This window comes from Pseudomonas sp. 05N434, from assembly GCF_056396965.1.
This window is the reverse complement of record NZ_JBFTMK010000025.1, coordinates 1-19822: the sequence shown is the minus strand read 5'-3', so window position 1 is coordinate 19822 and position 19822 is coordinate 1. Positions and strand designations below refer to the sequence as shown.

At 59.7% G+C, this 19822-nt stretch carries 16 protein-coding genes and 1 pseudogene; 14 read left to right on the top strand and 3 right to left on the bottom strand.

Annotated features, from left to right (window positions below; all coding sequences use genetic code 11):
* From AC1DLB_RS03185 to AC1DLB_RS03145, 9 genes are all read left to right on the top strand, one after another.
* The coding region (locus AC1DLB_RS03185) for an ABC transporter permease (RefSeq protein ID WP_477784588.1) at window positions 1–750 on the top strand (750 nt) is incomplete at its 5' end.
* Entirely contained in the window at window positions 747–1541 is a 795-nt protein-coding gene (locus AC1DLB_RS03180) for an ABC transporter permease (RefSeq protein ID WP_477784587.1), read from the top strand. The genes AC1DLB_RS03185 and AC1DLB_RS03180, both read left to right, overlap by 4 nt.
* Window positions 1538–2569: an ABC transporter ATP-binding protein gene (locus AC1DLB_RS03175; protein ID WP_477784586.1), complete on the top strand. Its 1032-nt coding sequence runs from the start codon at window positions 1538–1540 to the stop codon at window positions 2567–2569. Before AC1DLB_RS03180 ends, AC1DLB_RS03175 begins: the two co-directional genes overlap by 4 nt.
* 25 nt (window positions 2570–2594) lie before the next feature.
* Window positions 2595–3428, top strand: a complete 834-nt coding sequence (locus AC1DLB_RS03170) for a phosphodiesterase (protein ID WP_064618825.1) — start codon at window positions 2595–2597, stop codon at window positions 3426–3428.
* 191 nt (window positions 3429–3619) lie between these two features.
* Window positions 3620–4939: an OprD family porin gene (locus AC1DLB_RS03165; protein ID WP_026286361.1), complete on the top strand. Its 1320-nt coding sequence runs from the start codon at window positions 3620–3622 to the stop codon at window positions 4937–4939.
* A 195-nt stretch (window positions 4940–5134) separates the two neighbouring features.
* Window positions 5135–5614 carry a MarR family winged helix-turn-helix transcriptional regulator gene (locus AC1DLB_RS03160; protein ID WP_018925477.1) on the top strand — a complete coding sequence of 160 codons (480 nt, stop codon included), beginning with the start codon at window positions 5135–5137 and terminating at the stop codon, window positions 5612–5614.
* Entirely contained in the window at window positions 5604–7073 is a 1470-nt protein-coding gene (locus tag AC1DLB_RS03155; RefSeq protein WP_477743712.1) for an efflux transporter outer membrane subunit, read from the top strand. Before AC1DLB_RS03160 ends, AC1DLB_RS03155 begins: the two co-directional genes overlap by 11 nt.
* 15 nt (window positions 7074–7088) lie before the next feature.
* On the top strand, window positions 7089–8297 hold the full coding sequence (locus AC1DLB_RS03150; RefSeq protein ID WP_018925479.1) for an HlyD/EmrA/EmrK family protein: 1209 nt from the start codon (window positions 7089–7091) through the stop codon (window positions 8295–8297).
* Window positions 8298–8423: 126 nt separating this feature from the next.
* Window positions 8424–9953, top strand: a complete 1530-nt coding sequence (locus AC1DLB_RS03145; protein WP_018925480.1) for a DHA2 family efflux MFS transporter permease subunit — start codon at window positions 8424–8426, stop codon at window positions 9951–9953.
* A 96-nt stretch (window positions 9954–10049) separates the two neighbouring features.
* Here the strand turns inward: AC1DLB_RS03145 and lpxH are convergent, their stop codons facing one another.
* Both lpxH and AC1DLB_RS03135 read right to left on the bottom strand, forming a co-directional pair.
* Window positions 10050–10787, bottom strand: a complete 738-nt coding sequence (gene lpxH, locus AC1DLB_RS03140; RefSeq protein WP_477743711.1) for a UDP-2,3-diacylglucosamine diphosphatase — start codon at window positions 10785–10787, stop codon at window positions 10050–10052.
* A complete protein-coding gene (locus AC1DLB_RS03135) occupies window positions 10784–11287 on the bottom strand; it encodes a peptidylprolyl isomerase (protein WP_477784585.1) in 504 nt (167 codons plus the stop codon). The genes lpxH and AC1DLB_RS03135 overlap by 4 nt, the downstream gene beginning before the upstream one ends.
* Window positions 11288–11548: 261 nt before the next feature.
* Between AC1DLB_RS03135 and AC1DLB_RS03130 the strand changes: the two genes are divergently transcribed.
* Both AC1DLB_RS03130 and cysS read left to right on the top strand, forming a co-directional pair.
* The gene (locus AC1DLB_RS03130; protein ID WP_477784584.1) at window positions 11549–13249 is read left to right on the top strand and encodes a glutamine--tRNA ligase/YqeY domain fusion protein; all 1701 of its coding nucleotides are present in this window, start codon (window positions 11549–11551) and stop codon (window positions 13247–13249) included.
* Between the two features lie 20 nt (window positions 13250–13269).
* A complete protein-coding gene (gene cysS / locus AC1DLB_RS03125; protein ID WP_111454075.1) occupies window positions 13270–14652 on the top strand; it encodes a cysteine--tRNA ligase in 1383 nt (460 codons plus the stop codon).
* Between the two features lie 78 nt (window positions 14653–14730).
* Here the strand turns inward: cysS and AC1DLB_RS03120 are convergent, their stop codons facing one another.
* Window positions 14731–16611, bottom strand: a complete 1881-nt coding sequence (locus AC1DLB_RS03120; RefSeq protein WP_086944997.1) for a sigma-54-dependent Fis family transcriptional regulator — start codon at window positions 16609–16611, stop codon at window positions 14731–14733.
* A 280-nt stretch (window positions 16612–16891) separates the two neighbouring features.
* On the opposite strand from AC1DLB_RS03120, the pseudogene AC1DLB_RS03115 reads away from it, so the two are divergent.
* From AC1DLB_RS03115 to AC1DLB_RS03105, 3 genes and pseudogenes are all read left to right on the top strand, one after another.
* Window positions 16892–17816, top strand: a pseudogene (locus AC1DLB_RS03115) (ABC transporter ATP-binding protein).
* On the top strand, window positions 17816–18913 hold the full coding sequence (locus tag AC1DLB_RS03110; RefSeq protein WP_111454073.1) for an ABC transporter ATP-binding protein: 1098 nt from the start codon (window positions 17816–17818) through the stop codon (window positions 18911–18913). Before AC1DLB_RS03115 ends, AC1DLB_RS03110 begins: the two are co-directional and overlap by 1 nt.
* Window positions 18910–19776, top strand: a complete 867-nt coding sequence (locus tag AC1DLB_RS03105; protein ID WP_064618816.1) for a carbohydrate ABC transporter permease — start codon at window positions 18910–18912, stop codon at window positions 19774–19776. The genes AC1DLB_RS03110 and AC1DLB_RS03105 overlap by 4 nt, the downstream gene beginning before the upstream one ends.
* Window positions 19777–19822 lie beyond the last annotated feature (46 nt).

The window sequence follows — 19822 nt, the reverse complement described above, 5'->3', positions numbered from 1 at the left end:
CTGTTGCCGCTAGCGCATTTGATTGTGCTGGGTGGGCAGGGGCGCGAGGGCAGCGACAGTGGCTATTGGCAAGTGCTCAGTAGTGCGCAATACCTTGGCAGCCTGGTGCAGACCTGTCTCCTTGCGGCGTTGGTGACACTGGCGGCGTTGTTGGTCGGTGGCATCAGCGGGGTGTTTCTCGCTCGCCAGCAGTTCTTCGGTCGCTCGGCGTTAGTTGCGCTGCTGACGTTTCCGCTGGCGTTTCCCGGGGTGGTGGTCGGCTTTCTGGTGATTCTGCTGGCCGGTCGACAAGGCCTGTTCGCCTCGCTCGGTCTGGGGCTGGCGGGTGAGCGCTGGATTTTCGCTTACTCGCTGATGGGGCTGTTCATCGGTTATCTGTACTTCTCGATTCCGCGGGTGATTCTCACGGTGATGGCCGCGTGTGAAAGCCTGGATCGCAGCCTGGAAGAAGCCGCGCACTCACTCGGCGCCGGACATTGGCGGGTGGTGTGCGACGTGATCGTGCCGGGGTTGGCCCCCGCGCTGGTATCCTGCGGCGCCATTTGTTTCGCGACGTCGATGGGCGCTTTCGGCACTGCGTTCACCTTGGGCACGCGGCTGAACGTGACCCCCGTGGCCATCTATAACGTGTTCACCAACTACGCCAATTTCACCGTGGCCGCTGCGCTGTCGGTCATCCTCGGAGCAGTCACCTGGGCGGTGCTGTTGCTGGCACGGCGCGTGGCCAAACAGTCGGGGACGGTTTTGTGAAACGAACAACGCTGTTTATCGCACAGCTGGTTTTTACCCTGCTGGTCTGTGCCTTCATGTTGGTGCCGGTGCTGATGTCATTGCTGGCGGGGCTGACGCGCAATTACTTCGTCGGGGTGTCCAGTGGCCTGACGTTCGACTGGTTGATTCAGGTCTGGCAAAGCTACTCGCCGACGGTCTGGTTATCACTGCGGTTGGCGGTTGCCTGTGCCGTGAGTGTTTGCGTGATCGGCGTGCCGGCGGCTTATGCCCTGGTGCGGATGAACAACCGCTTCAGCCGTGCATTTGAAGAGCTGATGGTGTTGCCCGTGGCCATGCCGGGCTTGGCCAGTGCCTTGGCGTTGCTGCTGACCTACGGGCAATTCGGCGAGTTTCGCAGCAATTGGCTGTTTATCCTGGTGGGTCATGTGCTGTTTACCTTGCCATTTCTGGTGCGCCCAGTAATGGCGGTGATGCAGCGCCAGCAATTGCCGACGCTCGAAGAGGCGGCGGCGAGCCTCGGTGCCGGGCCGATCAAGCGTTTCTTCAGTGTGGTGRTGCCCAATTGTCGGGCCGGGATACTGGCCGGAGTGTTGATGGTCGTCACCCTGTCGCTGGGTGAGTTCAACCTGACCTGGATGCTCCACACACCGATGACCAAGACCTTGCCGGTGGGCCTGGCCGACAGCTATGCCTCGGCGCGGCTGGAAGTGGCCAGCGCCTACACCCTCATATTTCTGTTGATGATCGTGCCGCTGCTGATTGCGTTGCAAGCCATCAGCGCCCGTCTTTCTCGTGGAGAGCGTCGATGACTGGAACCACTATTCGCCTGCAGGGTTGCCGCAAGGCGTTCTCTGACGGCACCGTTGCTGTAGATGATTTGAACCTGACTATCGAGGCCGGGGAAACCTTGGCGATCCTTGGCCCGTCCGGTTGCGGTAAAACCACCACGTTGCGCATGATCGCCGGCCTTGAACGCCCGGATGTCGGGCAGATTTTCTTTGCCGACAGTGACGTCACACGCCTGCCGATCGAGCGCCGCGACGTGGGCATGGTGTTTCAGAATTACGCGTTGTTTCCGAACCTGGACGTGGCCGGCAATATTGTTTACGGCCTGAAGATAAGAGGCCTGTCGCCCGCCGAACGCAACAAGCGTTGCGCCGAGTTGCTGGAACTGGTCGGCCTGCAGGATCACGGCAAACGCCGCATTCACGAGTTGTCCGGCGGCCAGCGTCAGCGGGTGGCACTCGCCCGTGCGTTGGCCCCCCGGCCTCGGGTGTTGCTGCTTGATGAGCCGTTGGCAGCGCTGGATGCGCAGTTGCGCGAACGGCTGCGCAGCGAGCTGGATCAACTGCTGCGCAGCTTGCGCATTACCTCGGTGTTTGTGACGCACGACCAGGGCGAGGCCATGGCGCTGGGGGACCGGATCCTGGTCATGGAGCGCGGACGCATCGCACAACTGGCCACGCCACGAGACATCTATCAGCAACCCGCCAACGCGTTTGTCGCCAGTTTCGTCGGCAACCTCAATGCGTTCCCGGTGATCGAACCGACCGCCCATGGCTTGAAGGTCAGCGGTGGCGAGTTGCCCTGGAAGGGGATCCCTGTGCCGACGACGGTGTACTGCCGTCCTGAGCATTTGCGGGTGATGGACGGTGCCGGGCATGTGCGCGGTCGTCTGGTCGGGCAGTTTTTCCAGGGGGCGCAAAGTMGCCTGTTGGTGGACGTCGGGGCCGGGCAGCCATTGCTGGTCGACAGCGCTGACGGCGTCATTCATGCCACTGGCGCGCTGATTGCCCTGGCCATCGAGCCACACGTGTTGTTCACCCTGCATTCGTGATGTTTTTTGTTTAAGAGCACTTATTTTGAACAGTCCGTTTCTTATTGCGCAGATCAGCGATTTGCACCTTAAAGCCGATCAAAAGCTGACCTATGGCGTGGTCGATTGTCTGGGCGCGTTGCGGCGCGCGGTGGATCATTTGAATGCCAGCCAACCGCGCCCTGACATCGTGGTCATCAGCGGCGACCTGGTGGATTTCGGCCGTGCCGATGAATACGCGGTGCTCAAGCGCGAACTGGCGCGATTGCACATGCCTGTCTATCTGGTTCCCGGCAATCACGATCATCGCGAGCAGCTACTGGCGGGATTTACCCATCACACTTATTTGCCGACTAACGCCAACGCGCCGCTCGACTGGGTGGTCGAGGAGCATCCGGTACGCCTGATCGGCTTGGACTCGACCCGGCCGGGCGCCCATGGCGGTCAATTGCTGGACAGCCAGTTGCGCTGGCTCGATGAGCAATTGTCCCGTCGCCCCCATGTACCGACGCTGTTGATTCTCCATCATCCGCCCTTTATCACGGGCATCGGCCACATGGACCACGAGCCGTTTATCAATACCGCTGCTTTGGAAGCGCTCGTCGCTCGCCATCCGCAGGTAGAGCGCTTGCTTTGTGGGCATCTGCATCGGCCCATGCAGCGTCGCTTCGGCGGCTCGTTGAGTTGTGTGTGCCCCGGCACTTCCCACCAGATCGTGCTGGATCTGGAGGCATCCGCGCCCGCACATTTCAATCTGGAGCCGGCGGGGTACCTGGTACATCGCTGGCATCCGCAACAAGGTCTGGTGACCCACAACGCCGTGTTCGGTGAATACGCCGGGCCTTATCCGTTTTATGACGATCATGGATTGATCGACTGATAACGCCAGGACGATGACGATGCTGTGCTTATTTAGCTTGGGGAGGTTTTAACGACGGCCACTTAGTACGGTTACATGACGTTTATCTCAATGATGACTTAATGCGCGGGCTTATCCATTGGTGGGCCCGTTGCTTCCTGCTGTCTTTTTACTGCGCACAGAACATGGTTTCTGCGCTGGAGTTCGCCCTGATGAAAGCCTCGTTTCAAGTATTAAGTTTTTTAACCGGCGGTTTGGGCATGGCCCTGAGTCCCTTGGCGTCTGCTGATTTTATTAATGACAGCAAAGCCAACTTGAACTTGCGTAACTTCTATTTCAATAACGATAACCGCGACGGTGCCGCCGCGCCGTCGAAAACTGAAGAATGGGGCCAAGGCTTCATGCTCAACTATCAGTCGGGGTTCACCGACGGTACGGTGGGTTTCGGTCTGGATGCGATCGGTTTGCTTGGGATCAAGCTCGACAGCGGTGAAGGACGGCATGTCGGCAGTTCAATGATTCCCAGTGATGGCGATAAGGCCGCGGATCAATGGGCGCGTGCAGGCGCGACAGCAAAGATGCGGTTCTCCAAGACCGAGTTGCGCTACGGCACCTTGCAGCCAAAGTTGCCGATTCTGGTGGCGAACGATGGTCGACTGCTGCCGCAAACCTTTGAAGGCGGTCAGGTCACCAGCAACGAACTCGATAATCTGACCTTTACCGCCGGCCAACTTGAGCATGCCACTGGCCGCGGTTCCAGCGACAGTGCCGGCCTGGCGGTAGCGGGTGCCAACCAGGAAAGCAACAAGTTCACCTTCGCCGGCGCTGATTACAAACTGACTAAAGACCTGACTGCCCAGTATTACTACGCCAACCTTGAAGACTATTACCAACAGCACTTCGCCGGTGTATTGCATGTACTGCCGTTGGGTGAGTACGGCTCGCTGAAAACCGACTTGCGATATTTCAAGACCACTTCCGATGGCAAGAACAGCAGTGCCGCCGGGCGTGCCAGTGGTTACAAGTTAGGTGGTTATACCAAAGGCGGGACGGGTGAAATCGACAACGATACCTGGAGTGCGGCATTCATTTACTCGTTAGGCGGCCATGCCATTACAGCGGGTTATCAAAGCGTTTCCGATGACAGCAACTTTGCTCAACTCAATCAAGGCGGGCTGGTCGACAAAGGCGAGGGCGGCGCCAGTCTTTATCTGTACACCGACCGCACCATTCAAACCTTCATCCAGGCCGGCGAACGGACCGCATTCGCGCAATATGCCTACGACTTCGCGGCCGTGGGAGTTCCGGGTCTGAAGGCGTCGGTCATGTATCTCAAGGGCAACAACATCCAGACGACAAGCGGCCAGGACGCGAGCGAATGGGAGCGAGATATCTCCCTGGATTATGTGATTCAAAGTGGCGCGTTGAAGAACGTCGGTTTCGGCTGGCGCAACGCAATGTCACGCAGCGATATCGCCCGCAATCAGGATCAGAATCGCCTGATCGTGAGCTATTCCATTCCCCTGATGTAAGCCCGCCTTCAAGCCCATCGGCGAACAGGTTCACGATCATGTGGGTGAACCTGTTCCTGCCGACGATTGACCACTCTATCCCCCCGCCGCCGATCAGCTAAATACAAAGCATCCTAACTATTGCGTTGACATTGGCTGCCTAAGCAGTAATATCTCGACATACATTCACTGCCTAGGCAGCTAATTGGTGGTCCGATGAAACATTTCTCCTCATACGATTTCCATAATTGCCATCTCGGCCTCTTGCTCGGACGCGCCGCGCTGCTCAAGGACCGGATCATCGACACTCACATGGAACCCCACGGCATCACCGCCGCGCAGTTCAAAGTGTTGATCATCATGGCCCAGTTCGGCGTCGATACCCCGGCCGAGCTGTGCCGCCACCTGTCGCTGGACAGTGGTTCGATGACCCGCATGCTCGATCGTCTGGAACAGAAAGGTTTCCTCGCCCGCCAACGCTCCGAAGCAGACCGCCGTCAGGTGCAACTGGTGCTGACCGAACAAGGTCAACAGTTGACTGACCGTCTGCCGGAAATCGGCGCCGATGCCATGAATGAACTGGCCGGGGCCATCACCCCGGAAGAACTGAAAGCCCTGGAACACATCCTGAAGAAAATCCTGGTAGCGGCGGGTGACTCGATCACCTTGCTGCGGGTAGGTGGCAATGAACAGTAAACGCCTGCGTACCGGACTGAGCCTGGTGCTGTTGGCCATGAGCGTCGCCGGTTGCGCCAGTTACAGTGGCCTGAGCACCGAAGGCGTCAGCCTCGATGCGAAGAACCTCAAGGCCGGGCAGTCGCTCAATGGCGTGACCCTGACACCCGCCGCATGGCCGAAAAGCGACTGGTGGAAAAGCCTCGGCGACCCGCAGCTCGACGGCCTGATCCGCGAAGCCCTGCACGACAGCCCCGACATGCAAATCGCCGACGCCCGCGCTCACCAGGCCAGTGCTGCCGCCTACGCCGCCGATGCTGCACGGATGCCCACCCTCGATGCCAACGCCGGTGTCAGCCGTTCGCGTCTGGCCCGCGACAAAGACCCGAGCGGGCAGGGTGGCACTTACTCCACCGTGCGTAATCTCGGCGCCAGCTTCAATTACACCTTCGACCTCTGGGGCGGCCAGCGCGATGCCTGGGAAGCCGCGTTGGGCCAGGCCCGCGCCGCCGAAGTCGATCAGCAGGCCGCGCAACTGACCTTGTCCGCCGACGTCGCCCGTGCCTACAGCGATCTGGGGCAGGCGCACATCATCCATGACCTGGCCAGCGAAGACCTCAAGCGCACCAAACAAATGCTCGACCTCAGCCAGCGTCGCCTGAGCTCGGGGATCGACAGTCAGTACCAGTTCCAGCAAACCGAAAGCCTTGAAGCCAGCGCCGAAGCCAGCCTGATCGACGCCGAGAAACGCCTGCAAAGCGCGAAAATCGCCTTGGCGGTGCTGCTGGGCAAAGGCCCGGATCGCGGCAACGAAATCGCCCGGCCGAAAGTCCTTCAGGCCAGCGCCGTTGCATTGCCGTCGGTATTGCCGGCCGAACTGCTCGGTCGTCGTCCCGACCTCGTGGCCGCGCGCTGGCGGGTCGAGGCCGCGAGCAAGAACATCGCCGCTGGCAAAATACAGTTCTATCCCAACTTGAACTTGAGCGCGGCGGCGGGTGCCGAATCTTTACTGGGCGATGCGATGTTTGGATCGGCGAGCCGTTTCTTCAACATCGCTCCAACGATCTCGGTGCCGATTTTCGACGGCGGCCGCCTGCGTGCCGACCTCGATTCCCGCGACGCCGATTACGACCTCGCGGTGGCGCAGTACAACAAAAGCCTGGTGAAAGCCTTGGGCGATGTCAGCGACACCATCAACCAGTTGCACGATATCGGCCGGCAAATCGGTGCCCAGCAACACGCCACCGACATCGCCCGGGATTCTTACAACACCGTGGTCCAGCGCTACGGTTCCGGCATCGGCAACTACCTCGACGTGCTCAGCATCGAGCAGCAGTTGCTCCAGGCCCAGCGTCAGCTGGCCAACCTGAATGCCGAGCAGATCGACCTGTCGATTCAACTGATGCAAGCGYTGGGTGGCGGATTTCAGGGCGAAACCCTGACCGCCGCCAACGCAACCCCAGCCACGCAGCACAACTAATTCAAGGTACTTGTCATGGCCACTGCCGATACAACTCCAACCCCAACGCCTGACAACGGTCAAGACACGAGCAACCCGCGCAAGCGCAAGGTGATGCTGTTTGTCCTGACCATCATGGTGATCCTCTCCGGAGCCGGCGTCTGGGGTTATCACCAATTCTTCGGCCGCTGGAGCGAAAGCACCGACGACGCCTATGTGAACGGCAACGTGGTGGAAATCACGCCGCTGGTCACCGGCACCGTGGTCAGCATCGGCGCCGACGATGGCGATTTGGTCCATGAAGGCCAGGTGCTGATCAACTTCGATCCGAACGACGCCGAAGTCGGTCTGCAAAGCGCCCAGGCCAACCTGGCCCGCACTGTGCGCCAGGTGCGCGGTTTGTACAGTAACGTCGACGGCATGAAAGCCCAGGTCAATGCGCAGCAGGCCGAAGTGCAAAAGGCTCAGGAGAACTTCAATCGGCGGAAAAACCTCGCTGCCGGCGGGGCGATTTCCCAGGAAGAGCTGTCCCACGCCCGTGATGACCTGACCTCGGCGCAGAACGCCCTGGCCAACGCCCAACAACAGCTCAAGACCACCAGCGCGCTGGTCGATGACACAGTGGTGTCGTCGCACCCGGACGTGATGGCCGCCGCTGCGCAAGTGCGTCAGGCGTACCTGAACAATGCCCGCAGCACCTTGATCGCGCCGGTCACCGGTTATGTCGCCAAACGTACCGTGCAACTCGGTCAGCGTGTCCAGCCGGGCACCGCGCTGATGGCGGTGATTCCGCTGGATCAGCTGTGGATCGACGCGAATTTCAAGGAAACCCAACTGCGTGACATGCGCATCGGTCAGCCGGTGGACATTGAAGCCGATCTCTACGGTAGCAACGTCAAATACAGCGGCACCATCGACAGCCTCGGTGCCGGGACCGGCAGTGCGTTTGCCTTGCTGCCGGCGCAGAACGCCACCGGTAACTGGATCAAGATCGTGCAGCGGGTGCCGGTGCGGATTCACATCAATGCCGAAGAACTGGCCAAGCACCCGTTGCGGGTCGGCCTGTCGACTCAGGTCGAGGTGAACCTGCGTGACCAGAGCGGTCCGGTGTTGGCGCAACAGCCACCGCAAAAGGCTTCGTTCAGTACCAATGTGTATGACCGTCAGTTGGTCGAGGCCGACGCGATGATCACCCAATTGATCCACGATAACAGCGCCGCGGTCAGCAAAACCGCGCACCGCTGATTCGCCATCACACCGACCCTGTGGGAGTGAGCTCCCTCTCCACACTCACTCCCACAAGGTCAGCTGCGTCAGTAACAGGCGCTGTGCCAATCCCGCTCCAAAAAATTCAGCTCCAAAGGATTCGCGATGAGCCATAACGCCTCTTTCTCGCCGCCCAGCCTGGTGCTCAGCACCATCGGCCTGTCGCTGGCGACGTTCATGCAAGTGCTCGACACCACCATCGCCAACGTGGCTTTGCCGACGATTTCCGGCAACCTGGGCGTGAGTTCGGAGCAGGGCACCTGGGTGATCACCTCGTTTGCCGTGAGCAACGCCATCGCGCTGCCGCTGACGGGTTGGCTCAGCCGGCGCTTTGGTGAGGTGAAACTGTTTCTCTGGGCGACGATGCTGTTCGTGCTGGCGTCGTTTCTGTGCGGTATCTCGACTTCGATGCCGGAGCTGATCGGCTTTCGGGTACTGCAAGGCCTGGTGGCCGGGCCGTTGTACCCCATGACCCAGACGCTGTTGATCGCGGTCTATCCGCCCGCGAGGCGCGGCATGGCCCTGGCGTTGCTGGCGATGGTCACGGTGGTGGCGCCGATTGCAGGTCCCATCCTCGGTGGCTGGATCACCGACAGCTACAGCTGGCCGTGGATCTTCTTCATCAACGTGCCGATCGGGGTTTTCGCCGTGATGGTGGTGCGCCAGCAACTCAAGGCGCGCCCGGTGGAGACCAGTTACCAGCCGATGGATTACGTGGGTCTGATCACCTTGATCATTGGCGTTGGCGCGTTGCAGGTGATTCTCGACAAGGGCAATGACCTGGACTGGTTCGAGTCGAACTTCATCATCATCGGCGCGGCTATTTCGGTGATTGCGCTGGCAGTGTTCGTGATCTGGGAAATGACCGACAAACACCCGGTGGTCAACCTGCGGCTGTTCGCCTACCGCAACTTCCGCATCGGCACCATCGTGCTGGTGGGCGGATACGCCGGGTTCTTCGGCATCAACCTGATCCTGCCGCAATGGCTGCAAACCCAGATGGGCTACACCGCCACCTGGGCTGGCCTGGCGGTGGCACCGATCGGCATTCTGCCGGTGGTGTTGTCGCCGTTTGTCGGTAGGTACGCGCACAAATTCGACCTGCGATTGCTGGCCGGTGGCGCGTTCCTGTGCATCGGTTTGAGTTGTTTCATGCGCGCCGGGTTTACCAACGAAGTGGACTTCCAGCACATCGCCCTGGTGCAGCTGTTCATGGGCATTGGCGTGGCGCTGTTCTTCATGCCGACCTTGAGCATTTTGATGTCGGACCTGCCGCCGAGCCAGATTGCCGACGGCGCGGGGCTGGCGACCTTCCTGCGTACCCTGGGCGGTAGTTTTGCGGCGTCGTTGACCACCTGGATCTGGATTCGCCGGGCCGATCAGCACCATGCGTATCTGAGTGAAAGCATCACCACCTATGAGCCGGCAACCCGGGAGGCGTTGAACACGCTGGGCGGGGCGGGCAACCCGGCCTACGCGCAACTAGATCATGTACTGACCAGCCAGGCGTACATGCTCTCCACCGTGGATTACTTCACGTTGCTGGGGTGGGCGTTCATGGGCTTGATTCTGCTGGTATGGCTGGCGAAACCGCCGTTTGCGGCGAAGGCGGGGCCGGCTGCTTCCGGCCACTGAGTGACCTCTTGTAGGAGCGAGGCTTGCCCGCGAAGGCGGCGTGTCAGTCTACGTAAATATTGATTGACACGCCGCGTTCGCGGGCAAGCCTCGCTCCTACAGGAGGATTGGGTTACCAAAATCAAACGGCGCCAACGCAAACCCTTGCTCATCCACCTGCAACGCCCAGCCTTGACGGTCCCAATCCCCCAGCACAATGCGCTTGGCCGCCTGCTCGCCAATCTGCAACTTGTGGATGGCGGGGCGATGGGTGTGGCCGTGGATCAAGGTTTTCACACCATAGGCCTGCATGACCCGCGGCACTTCTTCCGGCGTGACATCGACAATGTCATTGGCCTTCATCCGCGTTTGCGCACGGCTTTCACTGCGCAGCTTGCGCGCCAGTTTATGCCGGGTGCCCAAAGGCAGATGGCGCAGGATGAACAGGGTGATCGGGTTACGCAGGTAGCGCCGCAGCTTCATATAACCTACGTCGCGGGTGCAGAGGCTGTCGCCGTGCATCAACAGCACCGGCTCGCCGTAAAACTGCACGACACTCGGATCTTTGAGCAAGGTACAGCCGGCCGCTTTGCAGAAGGCCTTGCCGAGCATGAAGTCGCGATTGCCGTGCATCAGGAAAATGGCCGTGCCGCTGTCGCTCAAATTACGCAGGGCCTGGCAGATGGAACGCTGGAAGGCTGTCATGGCATCGTCGCCAATCCACGCCTCGAAAAAGTCGCCCAGAATGTACAACGCACTCGCCGAGCGGGCGCGTCCAGCGAGCAAATCCAGAAACGCCCGGGTAATGTCCGGGCGCTCCTCTTCCAGATGCAAGTCTGAAATCAGCAGTATCACTCAATGATCTCGGCTTTCTCGATGATCACGTCGTCTGCAGGTACGTCCTGGTGACCGGCCTTGGAGGTGGTGGCCACGCCTTTGATCTTGTCGACGACGTCGGTGCCTTCAACCACTTCGCCGAATACCGCGTAGCCCCAGCCCTGAACGGTCTTGGCGCTGTGGTTCAGGAAGCTGTTGTCAGCCACGTTGATGAAGAATTGCGCGGAAGCCGAATGCGGCTCCATGGTGCGGGCCATGGCAACGCTGTACTTCTTGTTCGGCAGGCCGTTGTCGGCTTCGTTCTGGATGCTTGGGCGCTTGTCTTTCTTTTCTTTCATGCCAGGCTCGAAACCGCCGCCCTGGATCATGAAGTTACCGATGACGCGGTGGAAAACAGTGTTTTCGTAGTGACCGGCCTTGACGTATTCGATGAAATTGGCAAYGGTCAGCGGTGCCTTTTCAGCGTTCAGTTTCAGGACGATGTCGCCGAAGTTGGTAGACAGTTTGACTTGAGTCATGATCAGTACTCTTTATAGAAATTCGTGGGTTAGGGGCGCTTTGGCCCTCAACCGGTCCGGCCAGTGTCGGCCAAGGTGCGCAGTTTAGCGTGCCGGACGCGAATTTCGAGGCTGTTTTTCATCGCCGGCCGATTAAATGCAACCGATTGCCGGCCTGCTCTGTCAGCCACTTGACAGCATCGGCTATGATAAGCCCCTTTGATTTATAACAGCCGCTTTGATTTGGCCAACTGGCCGCGCACTTGTACGTTCAAGGATCCTATGAGCAAGCCCACTGTCGACCCTACCTCGAATTCCAAGACCGGCCCTGCCGTGCCGGTCAATTTCCTGCGCCCGATCATCCAGGCGGACCTGGACTCGGGTAAGCACACGCAGATCGTTACCCGTTTTCCGCCTGAGCCCAACGGTTACCTGCACATCGGTCACGCCAAGTCGATCTGTGTGAACTTCGGCCTGGCCCAGGAATTCGGCGGCGTCACGCACCTGCGTTTCGACGACACCAACCCGGCCARGGAAGACCAGGAATACATCGACGCGATCGAAAGCGACGTCAAATGGCTGGGCTTCGAATGGTCCGGTGAAGTGCGCTACGCCTCGCAGTATTTCGACCAGTTGCATGACTGGGCGGTAGAGCTGATCAAGGCCGGCAAGGCCTATGTCGACGACCTGACCCCCGAACAGGCCAAGGAATACCGTGGCACCCTGACCGAGCCGGGCAAGAACAGCCCGTTCCGCGACCGCTCGGTTGAGGAAAACCTCGACCTGTTCGCTCGCATGAAGGCCGGCGAATTCAAGGACGGCGCACGTGTGCTGCGGGCCAAGATCGACATGGCCTCGCCGAACATGAACCTGCGCGACCCGATCATGTATCGCATCCGTCATGCCCATCACCACCAGACCGGCGACAAGTGGTGCATCTACCCGAACTACGACTTCACCCACGGTCAGTCGGACGCCATTGAAGGCATCACCCACTCGATCTGCACCCTGGAGTTCGAAAGCCATCGTCCACTGTATGACTGGTTCCTCGACAACCTGGCAGTACCGGCGCACCCGCGTCAGTACGAATTCAGCCGTCTGAACCTGAACTACACCATCACCAGCAAGCGCAAGCTCAAGCAGCTTGTGGACGAGAAACATGTCAATGGCTGGGACGATCCGCGCATGTCCACGCTGTCGGGCTTCCGCCGCCGTGGCTACACCCCGGCGTCGATCCGCAACTTCTGCGACATGATCGGCACCAACCGTTCCGATGGCGTGGTCGACTTCGGCATGCTCGAGTTCAGCATCCGTCAGGACCTGGACGCGAATGCCCCGCGCGCCATGTGCGTGCTGCGTCCGTTGAAAGTCGTGATCACCAACTACCCGGAAGACCAAGTCGAGAATCTCGAACTGCCACGTCATCCGCAGAAAGAAGAACTCGGCGTGCGCAAGCTGCCGTTCGCCCGTGAAATCTACATCGACCGCGATGACTTCATGGAAGAGCCGCCAAAAGGCTACAAGCGCCTGGAGCCGAACGGCGAAGTGCGTCTGCGCGGCAGCTACGTGATCCGTGCCGACGAAGCAATCAAGGATGCCGACGGCAACATCGTCGAACTGCGTTGCTCGTACGATCCGGACACCCTGGGCAAGAACCCCGAAGGCCGCAAGGTCAAAGGCGTGGTGCACTGGGTGCCAGCTGCGGCCAGCGTCGAGTGCGAAGTGCGTCTGTACGATCGTCTGTTCCGTTCTCCGAACCCGGAGAAGGCCGAAGACAGCGCCAGTTTCCTGGACAACATCAACCCTGACTCACTGCAAGTCCTCACCGGTTGTCGTGCTGAACCCTCGTTGGGCAACGCACAGCCGGAAGACCGTTTCCAGTTCGAGCGCGAAGGTTACTTCGTCGCGGATATCAAGGACTCGAAACCGGGCGCTCCGGTATTCAACCGTACCGTGACCCTGCGTGATTCGTGGGGCCAGTGATCAAGTCTTAAGGAACCGTCGTGCTTACGATCTACAACACGCTCACCAAGAGCAAAGAAGTCTTCAAGCCGCTGGATGGCAACAAGGTGCGCATGTACGTCTGCGGGATGACCGTGTACGACTACTGCCACCTGGGCCATGGCCGCAGCATGGTCGCGTTCGACCTGGTGACCCGCTGGTTGCGGTTCAGCGGTTACGACCTGACCTACGTGCGCAACATCACCGATATCGACGACAAGATCATCAATCGGGCCAACGAGAACGGCGAGTCGTTCGAGGCCTTGACCGAGCGCATGATCGCAGCGATGCACGAAGATGAAGCGCGCCTGAACATCAAAAAACCGGACATGGAGCCGCGTGCCACGGATCACATCCCGGGCATGCACGCGATGATCCAGACCCTGATCGACAAGGGTTACGCCTACGCACCGGGCAATGGCGACGTGTACTACCGCGTCGCCAAGTTCATGGGCTACGGCAAGCTGTCGCGCAAGAAGATCGAAGACCTGCGCATCGGCGCACGAATCGAAGTCGACGAGTCGAAACAGGACCCGCTGGACTTCGTGCTGTGGAAAGGCGCCAAGCCAGGCGAGCCGAGCTGGCCATCGCCGTGGGGCGACGGTCGTCCGGGCTGGCACATCGAGTGCTCGGTGATGTCCACCTGCTGCCTGGGCGAGACCTTCGATATTCATGGCGGCGGCAGCGACCTCGAGTTCCCGCACCACGAAAACGAAATCGCCCAGAGCGAAGCGGCCACCGGCAAGACCTACGCCAACGCGTGGATGCATTGCGGCATGATTCGCATCAATGGCGAGAAGATGTCCAAGTCCTTGAACAACTTCTTCACCATTCGCGACGTGCTCGAAAAGTACCACCCGGAAGTCGTGCGTTACCTGCTGGTGTCGAGCCACTACCGCAGCGCGATCAACTATTCGGAAGACAACCTCAAGGACGCCAAGGGCGCCCTCGAGCGTTTCTACCATGCGTTGAAAGGCCTGCCGAAAGTGGCACCTGCTGGCGGCGAAGCCTTCGTCGAGCGTTTCACCCAGGTGATGAACGACGACTTCGGCACGCCGGAAGCCTGTGCGGTGCTGTTCGAGATGGTCCGCGAGATCAACCGTCTGCGCGAGAGCGATCTGGATGCGGCGGCCGGTCTGGCGGCACGCTTGAAGGAACTGGCCAGCGTGCTGGGTGTATTGCAGCTTGAAGCCGATGACTTCCTGCAGGCCGGTGCCGAAGGGCGGGTCGACGCGGCTGAAGTCGATGCACTGATCCAGGCGCGCCTGACTGCCCGTGCCAACAAAGACTGGGCCGAATCCGACCGCATCCGCGACCAGCTCACCGCCATGGGCGTGGTGCTGGAAGACGGCAAGGGCGGCACGACCTGGCGTCTGGCTGACTGATCGCTGCGTTTGCTACAAACAAAACCCGACTTGTGCGGGTTTTTGTTTGTTTGGTTGAAGATCAAAAGATCGCAGCCTTCAATCCCCCAATTGGCGCAACCGCTTGTAAAGGGTATTGCGACTAACCCCTAACCGCCGCGCCAAGTGCGAAATATTTCCCCCAGCCGCCTGCAATTGCCGATTCAATGCCTCGGCATCATTCAAATCAACGGCTATCGGCTCCGGCGTATCCACCGGCTCCATCTCCAGATCGACAAAAAAATCATCCGGCAAATGTTCCGGCCGTACGGGTTGCTCTTCGGCCATGGCCAACGCCACCTGCATCACGCTGCTGACCTGACGCAAATTCCCCGGCCACGGATGGCGGCTGAACAGTTCCAGCACCTCGGGGCTCAACCCGGCCCACTGCGACGGTTCACGGTGTTGCTCCCACAAGCGCTTGAACAACGCCTGCTTGTCGCTGCGCTCCCTGATCGGTGGCAGTTCCAGGGTCAAACCGCCGATGCGGTAATACAAATCCTCACGAAACCGCCCCAACTGCACCTGCTCGCGCAACAAGCGGTTGGTCGCCGAGATGATCCGGATGTCCACCGGGAACAACTCGCTGCTGCCCACCGGTTGTACGCAACGTTCCTGCAATACCCGCAGCAGCCGGGCCTGGGTCGGTAGCGGCATGTCGCCGATTTCATCGAGGAACAGGGTGCCTTTGTCGGCCTTGCGGATCAGCCCGATGCTGCCTTTCTGGTTGGCGCCGGTGAACGCGCCTTTCTCGTAGCCAAACAGCTCGGACTCCACCAGTTCGGCGGGGATCGCTGCACAGTTGACGGCAATGAACGGTTGTTTGCTGCGTGAGCTGGCGTGGTGCAGGGCTTTGACGAAGACTTCCTTGCCGACCCCGGTTTCCCCGTGGATCAACAATGGAATGTCCTTCTCCAGCAAACGTTCGGCCTGGCGCACGGCTTTTTCCACGCGGCTGTCGCCAAAGTGCAGGGTGTTGAGGCTGATCGCGGCGGGCGCTGCCAGGGTGGGCTCAGTGCACTTTATTTCAGGGCTTTTCGTTTCAGTGCTCTTTTTTTCTGCAAACAGCCGCGCCTGAATCGACGCCTGTTTCGGTCGTTTCAGCACGCACTGGAAACGGTTGTTTCCTGAGGCTTGCAGGGAAAACGGCAGGCCGTCCGGCTGATTCAGCAGTTCCATCAACGAGACTTTGAACAGGCTTTCGACGCTGACCCGCGACAGGCTGATGCCCAGCAGATTGTCGGCCCGGCGGTTGGCCGACAGTACCTGACCGGTTTCATCGAAGATCAGCATCCCGGCCCATTGGCTGTCGAGGTTGTTCAACCCGGTGTTGAAGGTCAGTTGGAAATGCTGGCCGTGGAACAGGTTGAGGATYAGCCGGTTCTCCACGGTCTGGCTCATCATCTTGACCATGCCCAGGGTGTGGGAGGGCGGCAGGTAGCTGTCGCTGGACACATCCAGCACCGCGATCACCTTGCGCTCGGCATCGAAAATCGGCGCGGCGGAACCGGTCATGAAGCGGTTGGCCTTGAGGAAATGTTCATCGTGCTCGATGTGCACGGCCTGCTCGCAGGCCAGCGCGGTGCCGATCGCATTGGTCCCGCTGCAATGCTCCATCCAGCTGGCGCCGACGCTGAAACCGCGGGTCAGGCTCGGCTCGATGAAACGCTGGGTACCCCACGACGTCAGCACCTGGCCGTGATTGTCGGCGAGCATGATCAGGCAATTGGAGTTGCTGAGGATGTTTTCGTAATACGGCAGGACTTCCTGATGGGTGGTTTGCACCAGCGAATGCTGACTTTCCAGCAAGTGGGCGATGCCGTCTGCCGGTAGCTGATCGAACGCTGGCGCGCTCTGATGATCGAGCCCGAACGCGCGGCAGCGGGACCAGGAGTCCTGGATGATGGCGTCGTGGGAGCGCTTTGAGACAGGTACGGCCATGGCGGTCGATCTCTGGGCAAGCTTTTATTGTTTTTATGGGTTTTGCATCACGTGAGGGCCACGCAAAAAACATCCGTAGAGTGTTGTTCACATTTGTTCATTGTCAATCGTTGAATTGTTCAGTTGTTCATTCGTGGTTGTTCATTTCTGTTCATCAACGAATCCGATTTTTATCTTGTTTGATGGGATTTCCAGCCAAATCAAACGCTTGAGATTTTTGGCACGGATGTCGCTATGTAGCTCCGGTCGCTTGACTCAAAAAATAAAAAAAGGCCGAGCCATGTCACTAATCCTGGAACATGTCAGCCGCACCATCGAAGGCCAGACCTGGATCGACGATGCGTGCCTTAATTTCGAACCCGGATCGTTCAACGTTTTGCTCGGTCGCACGCTGTCCGGCAAAACCAGCCTCATGCGCCTGATGGCCGGTCTGGACAAGCCCGACAGCGGCCGCATCCTGATGAACGGCGTCGACGTCACCCAGCGCCCGGTGCGTTTGCGCAATGTGTCGATGGTCTATCAGCAGTTCATCAATTACCCGACCATGACGGTGTTCGAGAACATCGCCTCGCCGCTGCGTCAGGGTGGCGTTGCCAATGAGTTGATCCAGAGCAAGGTGCTGGAAACCGCGAAGATGCTGCGCATCGAGAAGTTTCTCCAGCGCCATCCACTGGAGCTCTCCGGCGGCCAGCARCAGCGCRYGGCSMTGGCCCGGGCGCTGGYCAAGRACGCKSMGCTGATKCTGYTSGACGAGCCGCTGGTCAACCTCGACTACAAGCTGCGCGAAGAGCTGCGCCAGGAAATGCGCGAGCTGTTCACCGATCAACCTGATGCCGGGGCGCATTGCCGGCAACGAAGTGAGTTTCGCCAATTTCGTGCACTTCCCGTTGAACGTCGATCTGCGTCCGGTGGGCGAGGGCGAGTTCCGTTTCGGCGTGCGTCCCAGCCATATCTCGCTGGTGCCGAGCAACGACGACGATCTGGAACTGGCGGTGACCGTCGAGGTGGCCGAGATCAGCGGTTCGGAAACCTTCCTGCACGTGCGCAACGAGTATTTCCTGTTGGTGCTGCACTTGCCGGGGGTGCACGAATACGACGTCGATGCGCCGATTCGCATCTATATCCCGACTCATAAACTGTTTGTGTTCGATATGCAGGGGCGGCTGGTCCAGGCGCCCGGTCGCCRTATTGCGAGGGTTGCCTGATGGCCGAAATCCGTTTGCAGAGCCTTGCCCACAGCTACACCCGCACACCAGCCGGCCCTGAGGATTACGCGATCCGCGAGATGGACCACGTCTGGGAGCAGGGCGGCGCCTATGCGCTGCTCGGGCCATCGGGGTGCGGCAAGTCGACCTTGCTCAACATCATTTCCGGGTTGCTCAGCCCGTCCCAGGGCCAGGTGATGTTCGACAGCAAAGTGGTCAACGAACTGACCCCGGAAAAGCGCAACATCGCCCAGGTTTTCCAGTTTCCGGTGGTCTACGACACCATGACGGTGTTCGACAACCTGGCTTTCCCGCTGCGCAATCAGGGCATGGTCGAAGCGAAGATTTTCAGCAAGGTGCATGAAATCGCCGAAGTCCTCGACCTTCAGGCGTTGCTGCACAAGAAGGCGCGTAACCTCACCGCCGATGAAAAGCAGAAAGTCTCCATGGGCCGTGGGCTGGTGCGCGATGACGTGTCGGCGATCCTCTTCGATGAACCGCTGACGGTGATCGACCCGCACCTGAAGTGGAAGCTGCGGCGCAAGCTCAAGCAGATCCACGAGCAGTTCAACATCACCATGGTCTACGTCACCCACGATCAGCTCGAAGCCTCGACCTTCGCCGACAAGATCGCGGTGATGTACGGCGGGCAGATCGTGCAGTTCGGTACGCCACGGGAATTGTTCGAACGGCCGAGCCACACCTTTGTCGGCTATTTCATCGGCAGCCCGGGGATGAACCTGATCGACGTCCAGCCGCAGGCCGGCGGTGTCGGTTTTGCCGGGACTCACTTGCCGTTGTCCCACGCGATGCAGCAACGGATCGCCGACAGCGAATGGAAAACCCTGAAGGTCGGCATCCGTCCGGAGTTCGTCCATGTGTGGGAGGAAGCCTTTGATGACGCGTTGCGGGCTAAGGTCGTACACGTCGAGGACCTGGGCACCTACAAAATCATGACCCTGAACCTCGACGGCGTGCTGCTGAAAGTACGCCTGGCCGAAGACAAACCGGTGCCCGAGGGCACGGCGTACATCAGTTTCCCGGGGCAATGGCTGATGGTCTACGCCGATGATTACTTGCTGGAGGTGCTGCCATGAACAAGGTGCAGAACAACAAGGCCTGGTGGCTGGTGCTGCCGGTGTTCCTGCTGGTGGCGTTCAGTGCGGTGATCCCGATGATGACCGTGGTCAACTATTCGGTGCAGGACATCTTCGACCAGTCCAGCCGCTATTTCGTCGGCGCCGATTGGTACAAGCAGGTGTTGCTCGACCCAAGGCTGCATGACTCGCTGCTGCGCCAGTTCATCTATTCCGCCTGCGTGTTGTTGATTGAAATTCCGTTGGGCATCGCCATCGCCCTGACCATGCCGATCAAGGGCCGCTGGTCGTCGCTGGTGCTGATTATCCTGGCGATTCCGCTGCTGATCCCGTGGAACGTGGTCGGCACCATCTGGCAGATTTTCGGCCGGGCCGACATCGGCTTGCTTGGGTCCAGCCTCAACGGCATGGGCATCAGCTACAACTATGCGGCCAACACCATGGACGCCTGGGTCACGGTGTTGGTGATGGACGTGTGGCACTGGACGTCGCTGGTGGCGTTGTTGTGTTTCTCCGGTCTGCGGGCGATTCCGGATGTGTATTACCAGGCGGCGCGGATCGATCGGGCGTCGGCCTGGGCGGTGTTCCGGCACATCCAGTTGCCCAAGCTCAAGAGCGTGCTGCTGATCGCGGTGATGCTGCGGTTCATGGACAGTTTCATGATCTACACCGAACCGTTCGTGCTGACCGGTGGTGGTCCGGGCAATGCCACGACCTTCCTGAGTCAGACCTTGACCCAGATGGCCGTAGGGCAATTCGACCTCGGCCCGGCGGCGGCTTTCTCGCTGGTGTACTTCCTGATCATCCTGTTGGTGTCGTGGCTGTTCTACACCGCCATGACTCACTCTGACGCCAATCGGTGAGGCCTGCCATGAGCAAGAGAAAGCTGATTCCGCTGCTGGTCTACAT

What these genes read in the sequence shown, in the direction of transcription:
- AC1DLB_RS03165 (WP_026286361.1), top strand. Translation starts at nt 3,620, where the DNA reads ATGAAAGCCTCGTTTCAAGTATTAAGTTTTTTAACCGGCGGTTTGGGC.
- AC1DLB_RS03160 (WP_018925477.1), top strand. Translation starts at nt 5,135, where the DNA reads ATGAAACATTTCTCCTCATACGATTTCCATAATTGCCATCTCGGCCTC.
- AC1DLB_RS03150 (WP_018925479.1), top strand. Translation starts at nt 7,089, where the DNA reads ATGGCCACTGCCGATACAACTCCAACCCCAACGCCTGACAACGGTCAA.
- AC1DLB_RS03145 (WP_018925480.1), top strand. Translation starts at nt 8,424, where the DNA reads ATGAGCCATAACGCCTCTTTCTCGCCGCCCAGCCTGGTGCTCAGCACC.
- AC1DLB_RS03110 (WP_111454073.1), top strand. Translation starts at nt 17,816, where the DNA reads ATGGCCGAAATCCGTTTGCAGAGCCTTGCCCACAGCTACACCCGCACA.
- AC1DLB_RS03105 (WP_064618816.1), top strand. Translation starts at nt 18,910, where the DNA reads ATGAACAAGGTGCAGAACAACAAGGCCTGGTGGCTGGTGCTGCCGGTG.